The 17,087-nt window shown below is 39.0% G+C and carries 16 protein-coding genes; all 16 read left to right on the top strand.

Annotated features, from left to right (window positions below; all coding sequences use genetic code 11):
* Positions 1-45: 45 nt before the first annotated feature.
* The 16 genes from C240_RS00170 to C240_RS00095 all read left to right on the top strand — a co-directional run bounded on the left by C240_RS00170 (position 46) and on the right by C240_RS00095 (position 17,024).
* Positions 46-423, top strand: a complete 378-nt coding sequence (locus C240_RS00170) for a hypothetical protein (RefSeq protein WP_271489039.1) — start codon at positions 46-48, stop codon at positions 421-423.
* Positions 424-493: 70 nt separating this feature from the next.
* On the top strand, positions 494-1,741 hold the full coding sequence (locus tag C240_RS00165; RefSeq protein WP_271489037.1) for a glucosaminidase domain-containing protein: 1,248 nt from the start codon (positions 494-496) through the stop codon (positions 1,739-1,741).
* Positions 1,742-1,750: 9 nt separating this feature from the next.
* Positions 1,751-2,560, top strand: a complete 810-nt coding sequence (locus C240_RS00160) for a hypothetical protein (protein ID WP_271489034.1) — start codon at positions 1,751-1,753, stop codon at positions 2,558-2,560.
* A gap of 810 nt (positions 2,561-3,370) precedes the next feature.
* Positions 3,371-3,649 (top strand): hypothetical protein, encoded by a 279-nt coding sequence (locus tag C240_RS00155; RefSeq protein ID WP_271489031.1) that lies wholly within the window; start codon positions 3,371-3,373, stop codon positions 3,647-3,649.
* A 17-nt stretch (positions 3,650-3,666) separates the two neighbouring features.
* On the top strand, positions 3,667-3,864 hold the full coding sequence (locus tag C240_RS00150) for a hypothetical protein (protein WP_271489027.1): 198 nt from the start codon (positions 3,667-3,669) through the stop codon (positions 3,862-3,864).
* Positions 3,865-3,885: 21 nt separating this feature from the next.
* Positions 3,886-4,893, top strand: a complete 1,008-nt coding sequence (locus C240_RS00145) for a hypothetical protein (protein ID WP_271489025.1) — start codon at positions 3,886-3,888, stop codon at positions 4,891-4,893.
* Between the two features lie 12 nt (positions 4,894-4,905).
* Positions 4,906-6,207: a hypothetical protein gene (locus C240_RS00140; protein WP_271489022.1), complete on the top strand. Its 1,302-nt coding sequence runs from the start codon at positions 4,906-4,908 to the stop codon at positions 6,205-6,207.
* Positions 6,208-6,262: 55 nt separating this feature from the next.
* Complete coding sequence (locus C240_RS00135; RefSeq protein ID WP_442896562.1) at positions 6,263-7,444, top strand: CHAP domain-containing protein; 1,182 nt, start codon at positions 6,263-6,265, stop codon at positions 7,442-7,444.
* Positions 7,445-7,451: 7 nt separating this feature from the next.
* Positions 7,452-8,063 carry a hypothetical protein gene (locus C240_RS00130; protein ID WP_271489016.1) on the top strand — a complete coding sequence of 204 codons (612 nt, stop codon included), beginning with the start codon at positions 7,452-7,454 and terminating at the stop codon, positions 8,061-8,063.
* Between the two features lie 115 nt (positions 8,064-8,178).
* A complete protein-coding gene (locus C240_RS00125; protein ID WP_271489014.1) occupies positions 8,179-8,517 on the top strand; it encodes a hypothetical protein in 339 nt (112 codons plus the stop codon).
* Positions 8,492-9,484 (top strand): conjugal transfer protein, encoded by a 993-nt coding sequence (locus tag C240_RS00120; protein ID WP_271489011.1) that lies wholly within the window; start codon positions 8,492-8,494, stop codon positions 9,482-9,484. The genes C240_RS00125 and C240_RS00120 overlap by 26 nt, the downstream gene beginning before the upstream one ends.
* Positions 9,485-9,496: 12 nt before the next feature.
* The gene (locus C240_RS00115) at positions 9,497-9,787 is read left to right on the top strand and encodes a hypothetical protein (RefSeq protein ID WP_271489008.1); all 291 of its coding nucleotides are present in this window, start codon (positions 9,497-9,499) and stop codon (positions 9,785-9,787) included.
* Positions 9,759-10,154, top strand: coding sequence for a TcpE family conjugal transfer membrane protein (locus C240_RS00110; protein ID WP_271489005.1), 396 nt, complete (start codon positions 9,759-9,761; stop codon positions 10,152-10,154). Before C240_RS00115 ends, C240_RS00110 begins: the two co-directional genes overlap by 29 nt.
* Positions 10,155-12,683, top strand: a complete 2,529-nt coding sequence (locus C240_RS00105; protein WP_271489001.1) for an ATP-binding protein — start codon at positions 10,155-10,157, stop codon at positions 12,681-12,683.
* Positions 12,680-14,893, top strand: coding sequence for a hypothetical protein (locus tag C240_RS00100; protein ID WP_271488998.1), 2,214 nt, complete (start codon positions 12,680-12,682; stop codon positions 14,891-14,893). Before C240_RS00105 ends, C240_RS00100 begins: the two co-directional genes overlap by 4 nt.
* Positions 14,886-17,024: a type IV secretion system DNA-binding domain-containing protein gene (locus C240_RS00095; protein ID WP_271488996.1), complete on the top strand. Its 2,139-nt coding sequence runs from the start codon at positions 14,886-14,888 to the stop codon at positions 17,022-17,024. The genes C240_RS00100 and C240_RS00095 overlap by 8 nt, the downstream gene beginning before the upstream one ends.
* The last annotated feature ends 63 nt before the right edge of the window (positions 17,025-17,087 follow it).

Below are 17,087 nucleotides of genomic sequence, written 5' to 3'. Positions count from 1 at the left end.
AGATGGTAGAAAAGCAGTCAACTAGCAATTTAGGAGGAACCATGAATGAAGCAGGAAGTTTTTGAACAAACCTATTTCAACAAAACAGATCAACTGAAGCAGATATATGCGGAAATGGAAAAGCAAGCCAAACAAGGTGCAACCAAACTAGAATGGTACGCTCCATTAACTGAATACACAATTGAACAGTTAAAAAAAGAAGGGTTTTTAGTGGAACCTGTTGTTTGTGGTGAATTGAAAAGTACTCATTCAATCGGTTTTATTGTTCATTTTGCCGAGATCACAGAAGAGAAACGAGTTCAAGTAAACGAAGCCAAAAGAAAACAGGAAGAAGAGCCTTTTTGTGAAGCAGCCACTCTTTTCCGCAATCTATTGTTAATTCAAGGTATCTGTTTTGGTATTCTTATCTATTTACTTACATGAAAGTCCTTCTTCAAGAGCTGGAGCAACTGCTACGTACAATAACTATTCAACGAATAATTAGGAGGAATTTATGAAGAAAAAAACATTAAGCGTCTTACTGGTGACACTGTTATTAGGAAACGCCTTACCGATCACCAGTTTTGCGACTGAAACAGACCAGGAACAACCCGAATCAAGTGAACAAACACCAGAACTGGAGCCAGAAACGACTCAACCAGAAGTAGTAGAACCGGAAGAACAACCCACACCAGAAGTACCTGTTGAACCAATCGTTCCAGAAGAAAAACCAGTAATCACGCCAGAACCAATCGAACCACAAGCACCACCGATTAATGAAACCGTTGATATCCCAACGCAAGAAGTGATTCAACCAGCTGAAGAAAACACAGATACTGTCATTGAGGTACCAGCTGAAGCCATACGCTTTGAACGGAATGAATCAACGGAAACGTTTATCACTAAAATTGGTGAAGAAGCGCGAACTGTGGGGCAAGAAAAAGATCTGTACGCCTCTGTGATGATCGCCCAGGCAATTTTAGAATCGGGATCAGGAAGTAGCCAATTAAGCCAGGAGCCGAACTTCAATTTATTTGGTATTAAAGGTGATTACAACGGTCAATTCGTTATTTATGGGACATGGGAAGACGACGGTCAAGGCAATTCTTACAACACCGACGCAGCGTTTCGTGTCTATCCGAGTTACAAGGAGTCTTTCGAGGATTATTCCGAATTGCTAACAGATGGTTTAACTGGAGATCCGACGTTCTACAGCGGTACATGGAAGTCTATGACAGAAACCTATCAAGACGCCACAGCATTTTTAACGGGCCGTTACGCAACCGACACGCTGTACAATCAAAAACTGGATTCCTTAATTGAAACATATAATTTAACACAATACGATCACGAAAAAGAATCGATCATTGCTGGTGGGGACTTTGAGCCATACAACAACGTGAACTATGACAGCGGAAATAGTTACGCAGCCGAAAATTGTACACAGTATACGTACAATAGAATCACTCAATTAGGCGGTTATATTGATCTAGATATGGGTAACGGTGCTGATTGGGGCATAACAGGACGTGTGCGAGGGTATGAAGTCTCAAACACACCAAAAGCGGGTACTGCAGTTTCATTCGCCCCTGGTGTTTTAGGAGCTGATCCAGATTACGGTCACGTGGCGTTTTGTGAGAAAGTCAATGAAGACGGATCTATCCTGATCTCTGAAATGAATGCCGTCGGTTTAGGTGTGGTGTCAACGCGTACCATTCCAGCAGTCTTTGGAGGCATGTTGACATATGTCACACCGAGATAGGAGGAAGCAATGAGAGAGTACATGAACGAATTCACACGTTACTGTAAAGCAACATTTGTAAACCGAAATTTCTGGAAAATTCAATGGTTAAATTTGATGTATGTGGTGAAATATACAACCAAATTCCGATTAATCATTTTGACTTATTCGCTTTCTATGAGTTATTTGTACGTTGGATTGACAAATGATCAAAATGAATTATTTACAAAGGCACAGAGTGAAGCAATTGTTTCAACTTGTGTATTGCTATTTATTGTGGCACGTCAATTATGGCTGTTTGTCAGTTTATGGCGGTTGTTTTTTCCTACTGCTACTCAATTGGAAAGAGCTGAACGATGGAATAGTTTTTTTAAACAAATGCTATTTGTCCTTTTAGTAGCTAGTAGTAAGTATCTAAGAACAGAAATGATTTTCAAGAATGTTTCAGTAGAAGCAATACCTGATGAGTGGCTCTTTAGCGGACTAAGTGCCGTTTTTTGTTATTTGTCTATGCTCTTTTGTATCCGACAGTTTTGGAAAAAATTGGGCAAACAAATGCTTCTATCGGAGATTACTAGCAAGGAAAGCTTAGAAATCGATGTATGTAGTGAAAAGGTTTATTTTGTAAATGGTTGGAATGAGTTTGTACGAGTGTTAGAAACAGGAATTACGTACAAATACAGCCGGACTGGAGATCTTTTTTATCTACCACCAAGCAGCTATTCAAAATACGGCGATACTGAGCTGCAAAGAACGGTTGCTGTAGCCTTAAAATACTCCATGGTTACAAGAACGATTAATCGATTAACAGCTCGTGTGCTTGCTGTGAAGACACCATGATTAAGGAAGTAGAGTGATGAACAGTGAATTATGTAGAACTGCTCAAAATTGGTTTATTTGTATTGTTATATCTAGCGGTGTTCAATTATTTGCGAAATGTTTATCGTTCTCAAGAACAAGGCTTCTTCTCTTTTCTGGCTCGATCAGTAATGTTGACTATAAACTAGAATTGAGTGTAGGAAGGTAACGATGAAATTCAAAAAAATAAACATGTAGGCGGAGGCTATAAGAACAAATGCTTTTTTTCTACTAAACAAAAAAGCACCATTTGCAATATTTTTGAAAAATGATTCTAACTGGTATTGGCTACCTGCGGTGCCGTATTCTTTCATGCCTAAAATGAGAACAACATTACTTCCTTTCAGTGAAATAAATAAAGGGGAGGAGTTCTTTACCACGTTCTTGAAAACGTAAAACATATTCATTCGGTTTCAATTCGTTAAAATATAAGAAATTAGTAAAAAAGGAGAACTTTTATCATGTCCATGCTCGAGCTAATAAGAGTTTATGTTATATGCATGATTTGTACGCCAATCTATTTTTGCTTAAAGTGGTTATATGTATTGGAGCGTTACAAAAGAGAATTAAACGAGAAGGAAATAAAAGATACTGGATGGTTTTTACTAAGTTACAATATCTTATTTTTGGCTATCAGCTATTGGCTTTTTAGCTAAAAATGAATATCAAAATGAAAACTATTACTAGTCATGCAGAAAGAGGGCAACTGATCGAACGTAGTGATCCGTTGTTCTTTTTCTGTATGCCAAATCGGCACGCGTTTAGCCGATTACTAATTTTTAGGAGGTACTTATGTACTATATCGGAATTTTAGTTGTGGGAGCCGTTATTGGTTTCACCGCCCACGAACCGTTGAGTAAATTATTTAAAGTGCAGGAAAGTAAACAGGAGAAAGCGATTTGTACGTATTTCAACTGTGCGCCAAATGCGTATTCTTATAGTTATGACCAAAAAAGTGATTTGTTCATTGTAACAGTAGATAACGCAGAATATCATGTACAGTTTTCTCAAAATCAGCCAATTCAGGTGATTTACGCCAAAGAGCTTGAACCTCTTGTGGTTGACGGATGATGGAAGGAGAGGTTCATTTGAGACTGCTAAAAAAAGAACTGATTGGTAAAGATACCGAAATACTGCTTGTTGAAACAGCTGAAATGTACACAGTCAGTCTGTGTACATTGAATTTATCTGCTGTCTATAGTAACCAGTTGTACTGCAATTTTGACGACTACCGTCAGGCAAGGAACTTTTTTGACATATTATGCTTGTTGAAAGAACAGGAATAACGATGAAAGGGGGCTTTTTTTATGAATGTTTCCTTCGCTTTTTTAACTATCGAGCATATGGATGTCCCTCTTGATCGAAAGATTCCTTTAGCGAAAGCGGTACTACTAATCGAAAAACAGAACCTTATTGCGAAAGAAAGCAACATATCTATGCAATTTTCGTATGGACTATACGAAGATGAAAACGAAGTGTATCAGTCAAGCCTCCAGTTACCCAAAGAAAAAGTAGATCTGTTTTTAGCGATTGTTGCTGAAGTAAAAGAGAGTGCTTTTGAAGACGAAAAACAACGAGAGGCGATTTTGAACTGGTTATGTCTGGCGTTTAATCGGAAACGGACAAAAGAAGAACGGCCGCATAAGGAAAAGAAACCAAAAAAAGTAAAGGAGCCAAAGAAGCACCGCTCGTTTTCCTTTCCCAAGGTATCGAAAAAAGTGATTCTTATCGTTGTTTCTCTCCTTATATTTAGTGGTGTTTGTGTTGGCGGACTCTATTTTGCGATTAATCAACACGACAAACAGCCTCCATTAGAAGTATTACTGAAGGAAGGGGCTTTTCTTGAAGCGGGAAAGCAGTATCCAGAAGAGCATCAACGGATTGAACAAGAATTGTTTACCTTAACACGAACAAAAGATCGTTCTTATTTAGATAAATTGCGCGTATTCCATCGTGAGTATCCAACGATTCAAGGTGATTTTGACTTGTCTATTTTTGATTTTAACTATGAGGAAGCCATTACGATTTTTAAGCAGGAGAGAGACCTATTTCTTGCTGATAACGAGCGGTTACCATTGGTCGGCTATGCCTTTTTAAAAATAGATGAAGTAGACGAAGCGAAGCAGATACAAGAAAAATCAGGAAATGCAGAATTACAAAAATTAATTTTACAATATGAACAAGCACTCTTGATTATTGACGAGAAGGAAAAAGAAATTCAAGAATTACAAAAGAAACCAACAGAAAATAAAGAAAAAATTGAACAGGCTATCAATGATTTGTATGAAGCCAAAGAAACATTGAGTCAATTTTGATTGGAGGAAATCATGGATCAGAAGAAGATCAGTAAAAAAACAATGATTGGTATAGGGGTTTGTACAGCGGTTTTATTAGGGGGTGTTGGTTATGGGACGTATAGTCAATTACAGGCTAGACCAACGATAGAACAACAAGATCCATTAAATCCCATTGCACCTAAAGAGAACAATCGATTATCTCCTAGGCAAACTGAACAAGAAACCGACACAAGTGATTCTAGTATTGTTCGGGACGAGCGGACAACGTCATCGTTTGCGGATATTCGTTCTGGAACAGGTGAGAGTTTTGTTCAAGAGCGTGCCAATGCCCTTACAAATCTAGGTCGCCAAATTGAAGAAGAGCAGCGTAGAAATACCAATCCTATCCAATTAATCAATCCAACACCGCCTTCAGGAGATACAGGTAACCAAGCTCAAAGTCCGGAACGACCACAAGAGCCTCAACTACCAGAGCTTCCAGAGCCAGAAGGACCTGTAGCGCCGCCGATTCCCGGACCAATAGATCCAATAGATCCACCAGTAGTAGTGGTGGATTACAGCCTGTTGGCTACGTTGGTTCAACAAGCACAAGAAATTAATTTATCTCTGTATTTATCGGCAAGTACCGAACCCTTTAAATTTGAGCTACAAGTTGCCCAGCGAATGTTAACAGAACAAATAAGTACACAAGCAGCGGTGAATACGCAAGTTGCTCGTTTGAGCCAATCGATCGATCAATTGGAATTAAGAGGAGATAAAACGTCTCTTCAGCATTTATACACCCAAAGTCAATCAATCCAAACGGATATCTACACGGAAGAAAGTGTTCGTGTCTTACAATCGGCACAAGAAGAAGCCAAATTGATTCTAGACCACGCAGAAGCGAATCAATCAATGGTTGATAGGGTCGAAAATCAGTTAAAAGTAGCCATTGATGGATTAACTGAAAAAGAAGAACCTTATCTAAGTTTAGCTTATTTGAAACGACTTGTTGCAGAAGCAGAAAGTCTAAATATGGACGAGTATACGGTTGAGACAGGGCAGGTATTGACTGAACTGGTAGAAGAAATAACTACCTATATCGAATCTGAAGAATACACTCAAGAAGAAAATGAACGCTATATTAAAGCATTGCAACAAGCGATCGATCAGCTGGAGAAAAAAATAGATATACCAGTTAGTGTCAATCGAGATGCTCAAACGATGGCAGAGATCATTAGTGAAATACCAACGGATGAATCAGATCAATCAGAAGTTAATGACCAACATAGCCAGCTTGAGGAATCTTTGATCCAAGAGGAAGAACTAACGCAAGGAATTACGAATGAATAAGAAAAAAATAGTCTTATTTTCGGCTATTTTTTCTACACCTGTCCTTTTTGTATCGATGTTGTTCCTGTTCATGGTTCTGTTCATCGGTAGCCATGAAACAGACAAAGATTGTGTGACACCTAGTATTGATGCTCCCGATGGTGAGACCACTGTTCCCAATTCGATTGAAGAATTTGTCTTAAGTCATAAAGACGCCTACATTTTGGCATGGAAAGCAGGTGGCTTTTTACCTTCCGCAAGTATTTCTCAAACGATGGTGGAAACAGGTTTTAACTTCACGAATCCGTCAGGTACGTCATTTTGGCAAGCACACAATATGGGCGGAGTGAAAACATCTAGGTTACAGGATTTCCCAGTAACAATCGCCACGTTTGGAAATGATGCCATTGATATTACGGGAACGAAGCCTGGAACAAATGTAGGTGATAATACGGGAGGTGCTTATACCTGGTTTAAGAATTATCATGCTGGGATTGTGGGAAAAGCTGAGTTTATGGCGCACCAAACCTTATATATTGGCGCAATCAACAATACAGACGGCGTGAGTACCTTAACCGCTATTTTTAACGGTGGCTGGGCCACAGATCCAGCCTATTTGACTAAGCTATTAGCAACATACAACAGTTTAGGGAAAAGCTTTCAATGGTTGGACCAAGAAGCCATTGCGGCTCACGGGACGACGCCGTTTCAAAAAGACGCGGAACTATCAGGTGATGTATCGTTGCCGGAAGCTGATTCTTCCGGATGTGTTATCACTTCTGATACAGAGGACCAAGTCGTTGGTGAAAATTCAGCACCATCGTTAGAAGTACCTCAAGAGTATCAAGGAAAGTTAACGTTACCGCCATTGGATAATAAGAATTATGTCGGCAATAGTTATCCGTTTGGTCAATGCACCTGGGGCGTATTTAACCGTATGGCACAAATTGGACAACCGATTGAGTGGTTTCCAGGAGATAGTGGCAACGGTGGTGCATGGGCGGCTAGCGCGCGTGCGAGAGGATACACCGTAATGAAAGGAAAGCCTAGTGTTGGTTGGGCGGCTAGTTTTCCACCAGGAGTGGCCGGATCAATTTTTCCTTATGGGCACGTTGCCGTAGTTGAGTTTGTCAATCCAGACGGTAGTATTCTAGTAAGTGAAACGAATGTAGTCAATATGGGATCAGGAACACGCTCATGGCGTGTTCTGTCAAAAGATACCGTCAATCAATTAGAATTTATACAAGGAAAAGGGTGAAAAGGAAATGTATGATCGTTCCATTGTGGGAAAAGGAATCATTGGGTTCTTATTGGTAGCACTGATTCTTATGGGTGTATGGTCATTCTCACTATACCAGAGACAGAAAAACGAACTGCTAGACCAAAAAGAAACAATTCATATGTACGAAGAGAAGCAAAAAAAAGCTGAAGAAGAAGTAGCTGAACTGACTAATCAAGTAGAAAAGTTGTACGTAGAACGGAATGGTACAGCCAATGAACAACTGGAAATAGCCACAAAAGAATTATTTTCAATGGTTTACAACTATCGAACAGATCGAGAAGAAGACAGTGTAAAAGAACGGAAAAATAAGGCACGCACACTAACTTCTGAAAAGGCGTTAAATAGCCTATTTCCAGAAGACGCTGAAACGATTGTTCCATCAATTTCAACTGTTTCAGTGCTGGAAGGAACACCAGAAATTTACCTCATGCCATCAAATGAAAAAGAATTGACGGCATTAATTGTGGTGCCGTACTCTGTTTCAATCGCTGGTAGTGAGAAACAAACGGGGACGTTTATGTACAAAGCTATATTTAACCCTGAACGTAATCAATTTACACAGATTGAAAATGTAGGGTCAGTACCTATTTCCTAGATTTTTCGTTTGAGCCAATAAACCAACAACGAGCATTACCGGTCCGAGTAATACTAGTAAACGATAATGATCTAACACAAATTCGGAATTGTGAACAGTTAAAGGAGAGGAACCAATGAACGAACAACAATATAATACAGAGAAGAAGGAACAAACAGAAATTTCGGTGGATAAAATGACATCGATTCAAGGAACGTACAAAGCTAATGAAAAGATTCAATTATTTATCATGTGGCAAATATACAATAAGCGCTACACTGTAGGGACAAAATTATTTTATGGTGAGATTGAACGAAAAGTAAACGGCGTGAATAAGCAAGCATACGCAAAAGCACGTCTATTTTTGGAAGGGGCAAATTTACTGGTGGACGAAGTAATTATTGCTGATAAAGTCCCAAACCATCTAATAGAAAGGTTCGGGCTAAGAAGTGACCAAACCAAGTCCCAAAATTAATTTTGATCATTTATCGGAGCAGAAGTCCACCACGACAAAAGAAAAGAAGAAGAAAAAAAGAAAAGAACAGCCAATAAAAACGATGAATACACGAGAGATTCGATATGAAAGAAGAACGGTAGCTAATTTTCTTACCTTCTTCTTTTTTTCGTTGTTTTTTGGTATGGCGATCCTGTTACTTATTGTGAATAGCCGACTAGGGTATTTGACAAAAGCGACCAGTCAAGAGGCTATAGATACTCAAGCGATCAGTCAAACGATACAAGAGGAGAATACCCAATTAGACCGTGTGAAGTATGAAAGCCAGTCTTTTTTACTGTTGTTATTTTCGTATCGTCCTGAAGAACAAGCGAGAAGAGAACGGGAGCAACGCCTTCAAACGTATTTAGGGAAGAATTTGAGTGCAGGAAATTTACTCCTACATTCTGGTAAAGCCGAACGTGAGGTTATGGACATTGTATTGGTTGAAGCTGAAAAAGGGTCTGAAGATACGTATGAGCTACTTTATCGTGTGACTTATGAAGAAAATGGGCACACTGTTACGTTAGGGATTAAATTAATGAGTGCGTTTATTGGTGATAAATTCCAGGTGATTAATGTTCCTTCCATTATGCATATTCAGGAAAATAAAGGCGAAGCAACCGCGGTATACCGGGCGAAGGATTACCATACAGCAGGTGAGGTGGTTCCGGAAGAAGAGAGAAAGCAAATTGCCGCCTTTTTAGAGCGATTTTTTGATATGTACGTGTCTAACGATGAACGATTATCCCTTGTTTCAGCTGTAGAAGGTTTAGGTACCGGTGAATTTAATCAATTTACCATTGAAAATCTTGTACAGATAGACGAGGATACGTATGCGATTCAAGGAACGTACACGTTTCAGATAGAGAATAGTCAACTGACATCATTTTTTGATAGTCAGATTAAAAAAAATAAAGAAAGCTATTTTGTAGAAGCTTTCAATTAATGGAGGAAATCAATGTTTTTTAATTTTGAAGAAGTAGCTAAAGGCATGTTACAACAAGGTGTTTGGTTATTAGTCATTTTTGCAGTAGTAGTGGGGCTAATTGGATATGCTTCACAAGGTGTTGGTAGTGCCATTGCGAAAGTGGCTGGAGCAATTGCAGTGATTGCCTTTCTCGTCGCATTAACAAGAGGTCAAGAAATAGGGGAATGGTTAGTCGAACAAGTCTTTACGTTGGACAGCGCGGCTCCTATGATTCAGATTGGAGCATTAAAAGATGGAATACAATTATACACGAGAATTTAAACAAAAACACAAAATGTACACATTTGGAGAATGGACAATTCCGTTCGTACCAAATGGGTTAACGCTTGAGTCCATTGTATTGTTTTGTAGTATCGTTGGATTTTTTGCGATTTTGGCAATTGTAGCGTTTGTAAAGAAGATTTCTTTTTTACAAATGCTTTTTGCTAATGCTTATTTAATCATTATTTGTTTTATCGGTGTATTTGTCTGGTTTTTCTTTTCATTGCAATGGGACAATAAATCGATTACTCAATATGTAAAAGGACGTGTTGTTTTTTTTAAGAGTAGTCGAATTCAAACAGAACATGGTCATAAAACCGTCTTACTAGGTAAGGCGGTTCAATATAAACGAAAGGGAGGACGATGAGTGGGACTTCGAAATACTAAAGCAAAAGAAGTAATCTTTCCAGTTAATCAAGTAGTAGGGAATTTCTACTTTACGTATACAAAAAATCCACTAACGAACGATGATGATATCTGGGTAGGCTATCATTTGGGGCGTCAAAATTATCCATTGAATGACCTCTCGTTTTTCAAAAGTTATATAGATGAAGGAAAAGGATTACTGGAAGACGATAAAGCAGAGTATCATTTTATGAATATACCAACTGAGTTTGAAATGGACGACCACATAAACGAAACGATCAAGCATTTGGTGAAAGGCCCGTTTCAAGATTTAGGAGAAACATACTTTCGAGAAGCGGGGCAAATTCTAAAAGAAGAAATCCAAATCAATGAATATGATAGTTATTTATTCGTCAAGCTAACAACGGCTGTTCAGATAGTGAATCCAGTTGAATCTATCGCATTATTTAGACAGTTAATCGGTCAAACACTCCGTAACATTGTTGGGCAAGATAGTAATATGCAGCAATTGGTTTCTTATTATATCCGCAAAGAGGAACAACTGTATGGCAACCTTTTAAATTATAAAAAAGTCCGTCGATTGACAGAAGAGGACTACAACCGAATAACGTATTACCAATTTCATCGTGCAGGACGTAAGATACCCGATCGTCCGTTACTTCCTTTAGAAATTAATGAAGGGATCGTAACTCCTGAACATGGGTATCTAACCGTTGAACAGTTAGATATGACTCATCATAGTGCATTGATTAGTTTAGTTGGGTTACCGGAAAGTATTTTAGGTAGTGGGATTATTCAAAATATCCAAGATAGTGTGAATTTCATCATTGAAACGCATGCACGTATCCGTTTTGAACATGAGAAAAAAGATGAAAAATTCTTGTATAAAAAACGAAAACAGTTACGAGAACAAAATAAAGATGTGGATCAAACAGATGCCGTCATTGATGACGATGAGGTCTTATTGTATGGCGAAGATCGGTTAAATGAGTTAAATAATGGTATGAAGCGAAGAGAGAAGCGAATTTGTCGCGCCAGTTTAACCTTTGTCCTGAGTGCTGAAGATAAAGAAACGTTAGACGAACGAGTAAAAGATTTGGAATTTGTGTTAGATGGGACAGGTTTTGCGATTTATCGTTCTATTGCAGATCAACTAACGTTGTTTAATCAATCGCTTATTGGTAGTAAATATGCGTTTAAAGTGTTTGAGCAGATTTTAACAACCGGCTATATTGCAGATTTGGGTATGAATTTAACAAAAGAAGTAGGCAATAAGTATGGGATGCCTTTGGGTCGTGTCATAACCTCAAAGAAATTCAGCAGTGTTCGTCAAGCATTATCCTTCAGTAGTAACATCGTATGGTTTTACCCCAATTTGACGAAAAAAGCGATTGAAGGCGCTACCCACACGAATGGCAATACGTTGATTACGGGCCCTCCAGGGATGGGGAAGTCGGTATTAGTAAAAGATATTTTCTTGTGGTTAACCTTTTTAGGGCAAAAGATACTCTACGTTGACCCCAAAAATGAAACGGAGCGTTTTTTTGCCAAAGCATTAGAACAATATGGTCATTTGCCTCATTTTAGAGAATTGTATCATCGAATCAATTTTGTATCGTTGTCAGAAGAGGAAAAATACCGGGGAATGTTAGACCCTTTGATTTTTTTACCAAAAGAACAAGGTATTTTAACTGCACAAATGGTGTTACACAGTTTAGCTGAAATTCATAAAAGTACAGAAACCTATAGTAAAAAGAAGACCTTGATTAACAAAAGTGTTTCTGCGATTGCAAATGGATCAGGGAAGAAAAATTTGACCCGAGTAATTGATCGAATTGCAGAAACGGATACGGAATTAGCAGATTTAATCCGAAGTTACAATGTGGGGATTTCAAAAGTGTTGATTGGTACAGATGAATCTAAGGCAATCAGCTTCGATAGTCATATTACAGTTTTAGGCATTCAAGGGTTAAAATTGCCTAGCCAAGAGGAAATTCAAGCAGATAAACTGAATGATGAACAAATTGGTAGTAGCGTGATTATGGAAGTGATTATGAAGCTAACCTATATCTTTTCAACGGATAAAAACGAGGATGCCGCAATCATATTCGATGAGGCCAAAGGATTGGAAGATACCGCACAAGGAAGGTATTTAATAGAAGATAGTCAACGAAAAGGGCGCGCTAACAACACTGATATTTACGTTGTGACACAAGCGTTTATGGACTATGACAAAGAAGATAAAAAAGAACTGGTTTCCTATAAATTTGCGTTTAAGCCGAAACAAGAAAAAGCGCAACGGAAGATACTAGGCTTTTTCGAAATGGATGATAACGAAGGGAATATGGAGCTTTTGAAATCGTTGGTTTCTGGAACGTGTCTGTTCCAAGACCATAGAGGGCGGAACCAAGCCATCGCCGTTGACGTTATGTTTGAATCCTGGTTAACCGCTATTTCGTCTACAGAGAAAGATTCTGAAGACGTACAAAAAGCATTGGAAATGGAGCAAGGAAAGGGAGGCGCCGCATGAAAAAGAAAATGGTCGTATTCACTCTTTTCTTGTTGTTTCTGCTGCCATTTTTTCGACCGATAAACAGTAACGCAGATATGGGAGAGGCAGAAAAAACGGAAGACGGTGTATTGGTCTTTCCTATCCCACAGACAGATACAGAGATTTACGATCGCTATAAGGACAACTCGTTTCAATTGATTACGAAAGAAGGGTCAGGATTTTCCCCTTTTAGAAGTGTTGTTCAAAATGTTTCCGGAAGTTTTAAGGAACTCGTTTGGTCAGGTGTGATGAATTTAGGGAAGTTCAACACGACAATGGTCGGATTTCTGTTTAGTTTTGATCTGGATAATGTGATTAAAGAACCTATTCTAAAAATGACTGCCAGCATGGCAACAGGCATGTTGTCTTTAGCAAGTACCATCGGTATTCTTTCTGTCATGCTTGTGATGTTGTTTAAGTATATTGGAGAACAAAATCTACGTGGTGCCTTTCGTTTGTTTTTAATGACGATCGGCATTTTCTTTGGGCTGGTTTTATTATCGAACAGTGACCGAAACGATAGTATTTCTTCTGTTATTGTAGATATTGACAATACTGTTGAAGCAGCGTTTGTGACGATTAATCCAGTTTTTACAGAGGAACCAACGGATAGTGTACCCACCGGTAACGAAGACTTGCCAAATGGTGAGTTAAAAACTGCAGGTGAGTTGATTGAAGCGAAAATTTTCCGTACGAATGTCTATGAACCGTATCTAATGAATGTGTATGGCACTTCCAATGAAGAAACCATCCGAAGAAAAATGGTTACCTATAAAAATGGTGAGTATGACCGGATCGGTATTTTGTTAGACAATGATTTTGATAATGACCACAGCCAAGACATCTTTAAGCAAGTGACTGATTATGAAGCAGAAGAGTTAAATAATAAAACCATTTCGTGGAAGAATAACTTTTCGTTAGCAATGCAGGGACTGTTTTACTTGATCCTCAACTTGGCACAAACAATCATTTACTTTCTATTATGCGTCCTACGTTTAATTTTGATTTTATTACGTTGGTTACTGTTTCCAATGATGCCGATTTTATTATTGTTTGGCTTATTTAACAGTAGTGTGAATGTCTTTAAAAATGGCGGAAAAGCCTTTTTGACAGTGATAGGGTTTAAGGCGATGGTGTCCTTTGCGATGGTCTTTGTCGCAAGTTACATGAGTCTGGGTTATGGTATGGCTTCAGGAGTTGATGATCCATTTCTAAAAATAATAACGATTGCGATTTATTTGGTTACACCAGTAGGCCTATACTTCTTCCGAAGTATTATTGGTAAAATGATGACTGGTAATCTCAGTCTATCAGATGTTGGTAGTGTACTACAGAATCCTTATCGCACCGCTCGGAGAATGAATCGAGCGAGCCGAGAACAAGCGAAAGCAAATAAAGAGCGCCGGAAACAAGCTAAAGAGGAACATAAGAAGAAGCAAGCAGATACAAAGGACAAGCCGAAGAAATATAACTTACAAACACCGAATAGTGCCCAGCAGCAACGTTCGGAACGTCGAAATGAAGGTGGAGAATCAGCGAACGCTGCTACTAAAGATCAAGGCGGTAGCCCAGGGCTTGATCGTGATGGTGAAACAAAACAAAATGTCGCTCAAATCCGCCGTTATAAGGCAGATAAACCGAAAAAAGTTCCTGAAGAGAAGTCAGCGACTGCACCGAAGTTAAGCCAACTCAGAAAAGAGCGTTCATCGGGACGCAAGGAAAAAGAATCCAAGATGAGCCACAAGTTGAAGCAGGCACATGAAAATAGTCGTTATCAGGATGCTAAAGAGAAACGAGATCAGCCGGAGCGTCAACGCTTGAAACGTCAAGCACAGGAACGTAACGGACAACGAGGACAAGAAAAAATGCGTGTGTTGGCAAATGGACGTTCACCTAGACGTTCTGGACAAGCGACAACCGCACAGACTGGAGGCGTGCAACGTCATGCAGGAAACACACGTCCACAAAATGGACAACCGTATCAAGCGAAGCAGACGGCTCAACCAACAACTAAATGGCGAAATACCGGTAGCAATCATACCGCAGCAACAATTAGAAAAGTACAAAAAGCAACACCAGCATCCAATAGCCCAGTTGTTCGAGAGAAAAAAAGTAGTCATTCAAGAGCAGGACAAAAACGTGCCCCTGTTCAACGATCGCCAAAAGGAGTGACGCGTAGACGTGCATAATAACAATAGCCCATTTGGGCAATTATTTAATCAGCAGCAAGAACCAAAAGAACGAACCAAAGGACAACGATTAGCACTTGCCTTAACGGTAGGTGCGTTTGTTTTTTATCCATTCTTACTAGCAGGATTTCCGTTATTTCTTTTCATTCGTTGGTTCGAGCGACGAGAAGAAATAGCACACGTAGAAGACATGCATTATGAGACATTTGTGAAGCGGCATACGTTACTGTTTGGGCTTTTAAGCTTTATTCTATTTATTCTGAATAGCTTTCTATTTGCCTTTGTCTGGCCAAGAGGATACTTCTCTGCCTATTTATTTTTCCCGTTTAATTTGTTTAATCATACACTGGTATTTTCTATTGAAACACTATTTGCGTTGTTTTTTGGTGGATTAGGAATGACTGCAACGTTAACAACTTTACATTCTTTTTCGAGTAAGCGACGTGTGGAATCGAAAGAGAAAAAGCGACGAGCGATTCAGCAATCCAATGCATACAAAAAGCGACAAGCAAAGAAGTTTACGCTTTCGATAGAAGAAACCAAAGAATATGAGGAGCGCTACCAAAAGGCAAAGCGAGAGAATGATCTTCAGACACTAGAAGAAATGAGTCAATCCATTTATATCGGTACGGATGAGTACGGGAAGTCGTACTATATGCCGTTCAAGGAGTTCAATCAGCATGCGTTTATTGTTGGTACGACAGGGAGTGGTAAAACAACCGCCTTAGAGTTGATTATCGATCATTGTGCTAGATACGATTTGCCGTGTCTTGTGTTGGACGGAAAAGGTGCAAAAGCAACGCTAGAATCCGCTGAAAAAATAGCCGGGTTACGTGGGAAAGACGTTATTAACTTCTCAGATAGTGGCACGACGAGTTACAATCCGATTAAGCACAGTAAGTCTACTGCGATTAAAGACAAGCTGTTGGAGTTAGCGAAAACAGAGAGTATCTATTATTCAGGGTCCAGTGAATTGTTAATCATGGATACGATCCAATTAATGGATCATTATGACATTCCTCGATCATTCAAAGAGTTTTCGGCGTATCTATTACCACGGAATGTCCTGCTTTTATTTGCGGAAGAAATAGTAAAACTGAAACCCGATTTATTTACGTTTGAAGTAGAAGAAAAACCAAAGAAACGATCAAAAAAGGAAGAGGGGGAGACGGTAGAGAAACAATCAGAAGTGGAACAAGAAGAACTAGATATGAATGAACTTGATGCTTCCTTAAATCAACTGGAAGAGGAAGTAGTCTCACACGAAGAAGTGCAACATGTGACGCTTGATCCTGAAACAATTGATTTAGAACAATTACATGGGGTTCTTCGTCATTCAAAAGAGTTGCTTAATCGTCGCAGTTTAGCTTTGTTCGATCAGTTGTTTACGCGATACGAGCATAAGAAAAACCCATTCTATTTGTATGCGACATCGGAAAACTTACAAACACAAATCAATATTCTTATGGATAGTGAGATTGGTTACTTGTTTGATACAGAGAATAATTCTAATGAGCTGGATCTATTAGAGGTAGCACGTGCGGGACAGCTTGCGTACGTCTCCTTGAATGGACTTGTGTATACGAAGTTTATTAAAACAATGGCGCAGTTTATTATTTCAGATATTAATTTTCTTGCATCCGAGAGATATGAAATTTCTGAAAGTTTTCCATTTGTGGTGTTGTTTGACGAGCCTTCAGCGTATCTTACAGCACAATTTATAGATACAGCGAATAAGACACGTGGGGCTGGCGTACATGCGGTGTTTTCACCTCAAACGTTAGCGGATATTGAAACGATTGATCCATTGATTAAGAAGCAATTGATCGGAAATGTGAACACTTATTTCGTTGGACAAACCAATGAACCGACTGAAATTGACTATTGGTTGAAGCTGTTTGGTACGTTCGATGATATTGAAGTGACGTCGATGGTGGAACAACAAACAGGTTATTCAGATGTGAGTAAAACGGATTGGGTAGCTGAACGAGGGACACAAAGAGACGTTGAAAACTTTATTGTGCGAGGTCAGACACTTCGCGATTTGCGTACAGGTGAGTTTATTGTTTATCGCAAAGGTGCCAATTCACGTGAACCGATTCGTAAAGTTTATTTGCACAAAGTATCTTAAGAATTAGCACTAGTTGACGATCAATTTAAGATAAATTTATACATTCTTGTGTACGTTTATGGT

Origin of the sequence: Enterococcus sp. 5H (genome assembly GCF_028128615.1) — a bacterium.
Taxonomy (GTDB): domain Bacteria; phylum Bacillota; class Bacilli; order Lactobacillales; family Enterococcaceae; genus Enterococcus_L.
The sequence above is the reverse complement of the archived record's forward strand: the minus strand, read 5'-3'. Positions and strand labels throughout refer to the sequence as shown.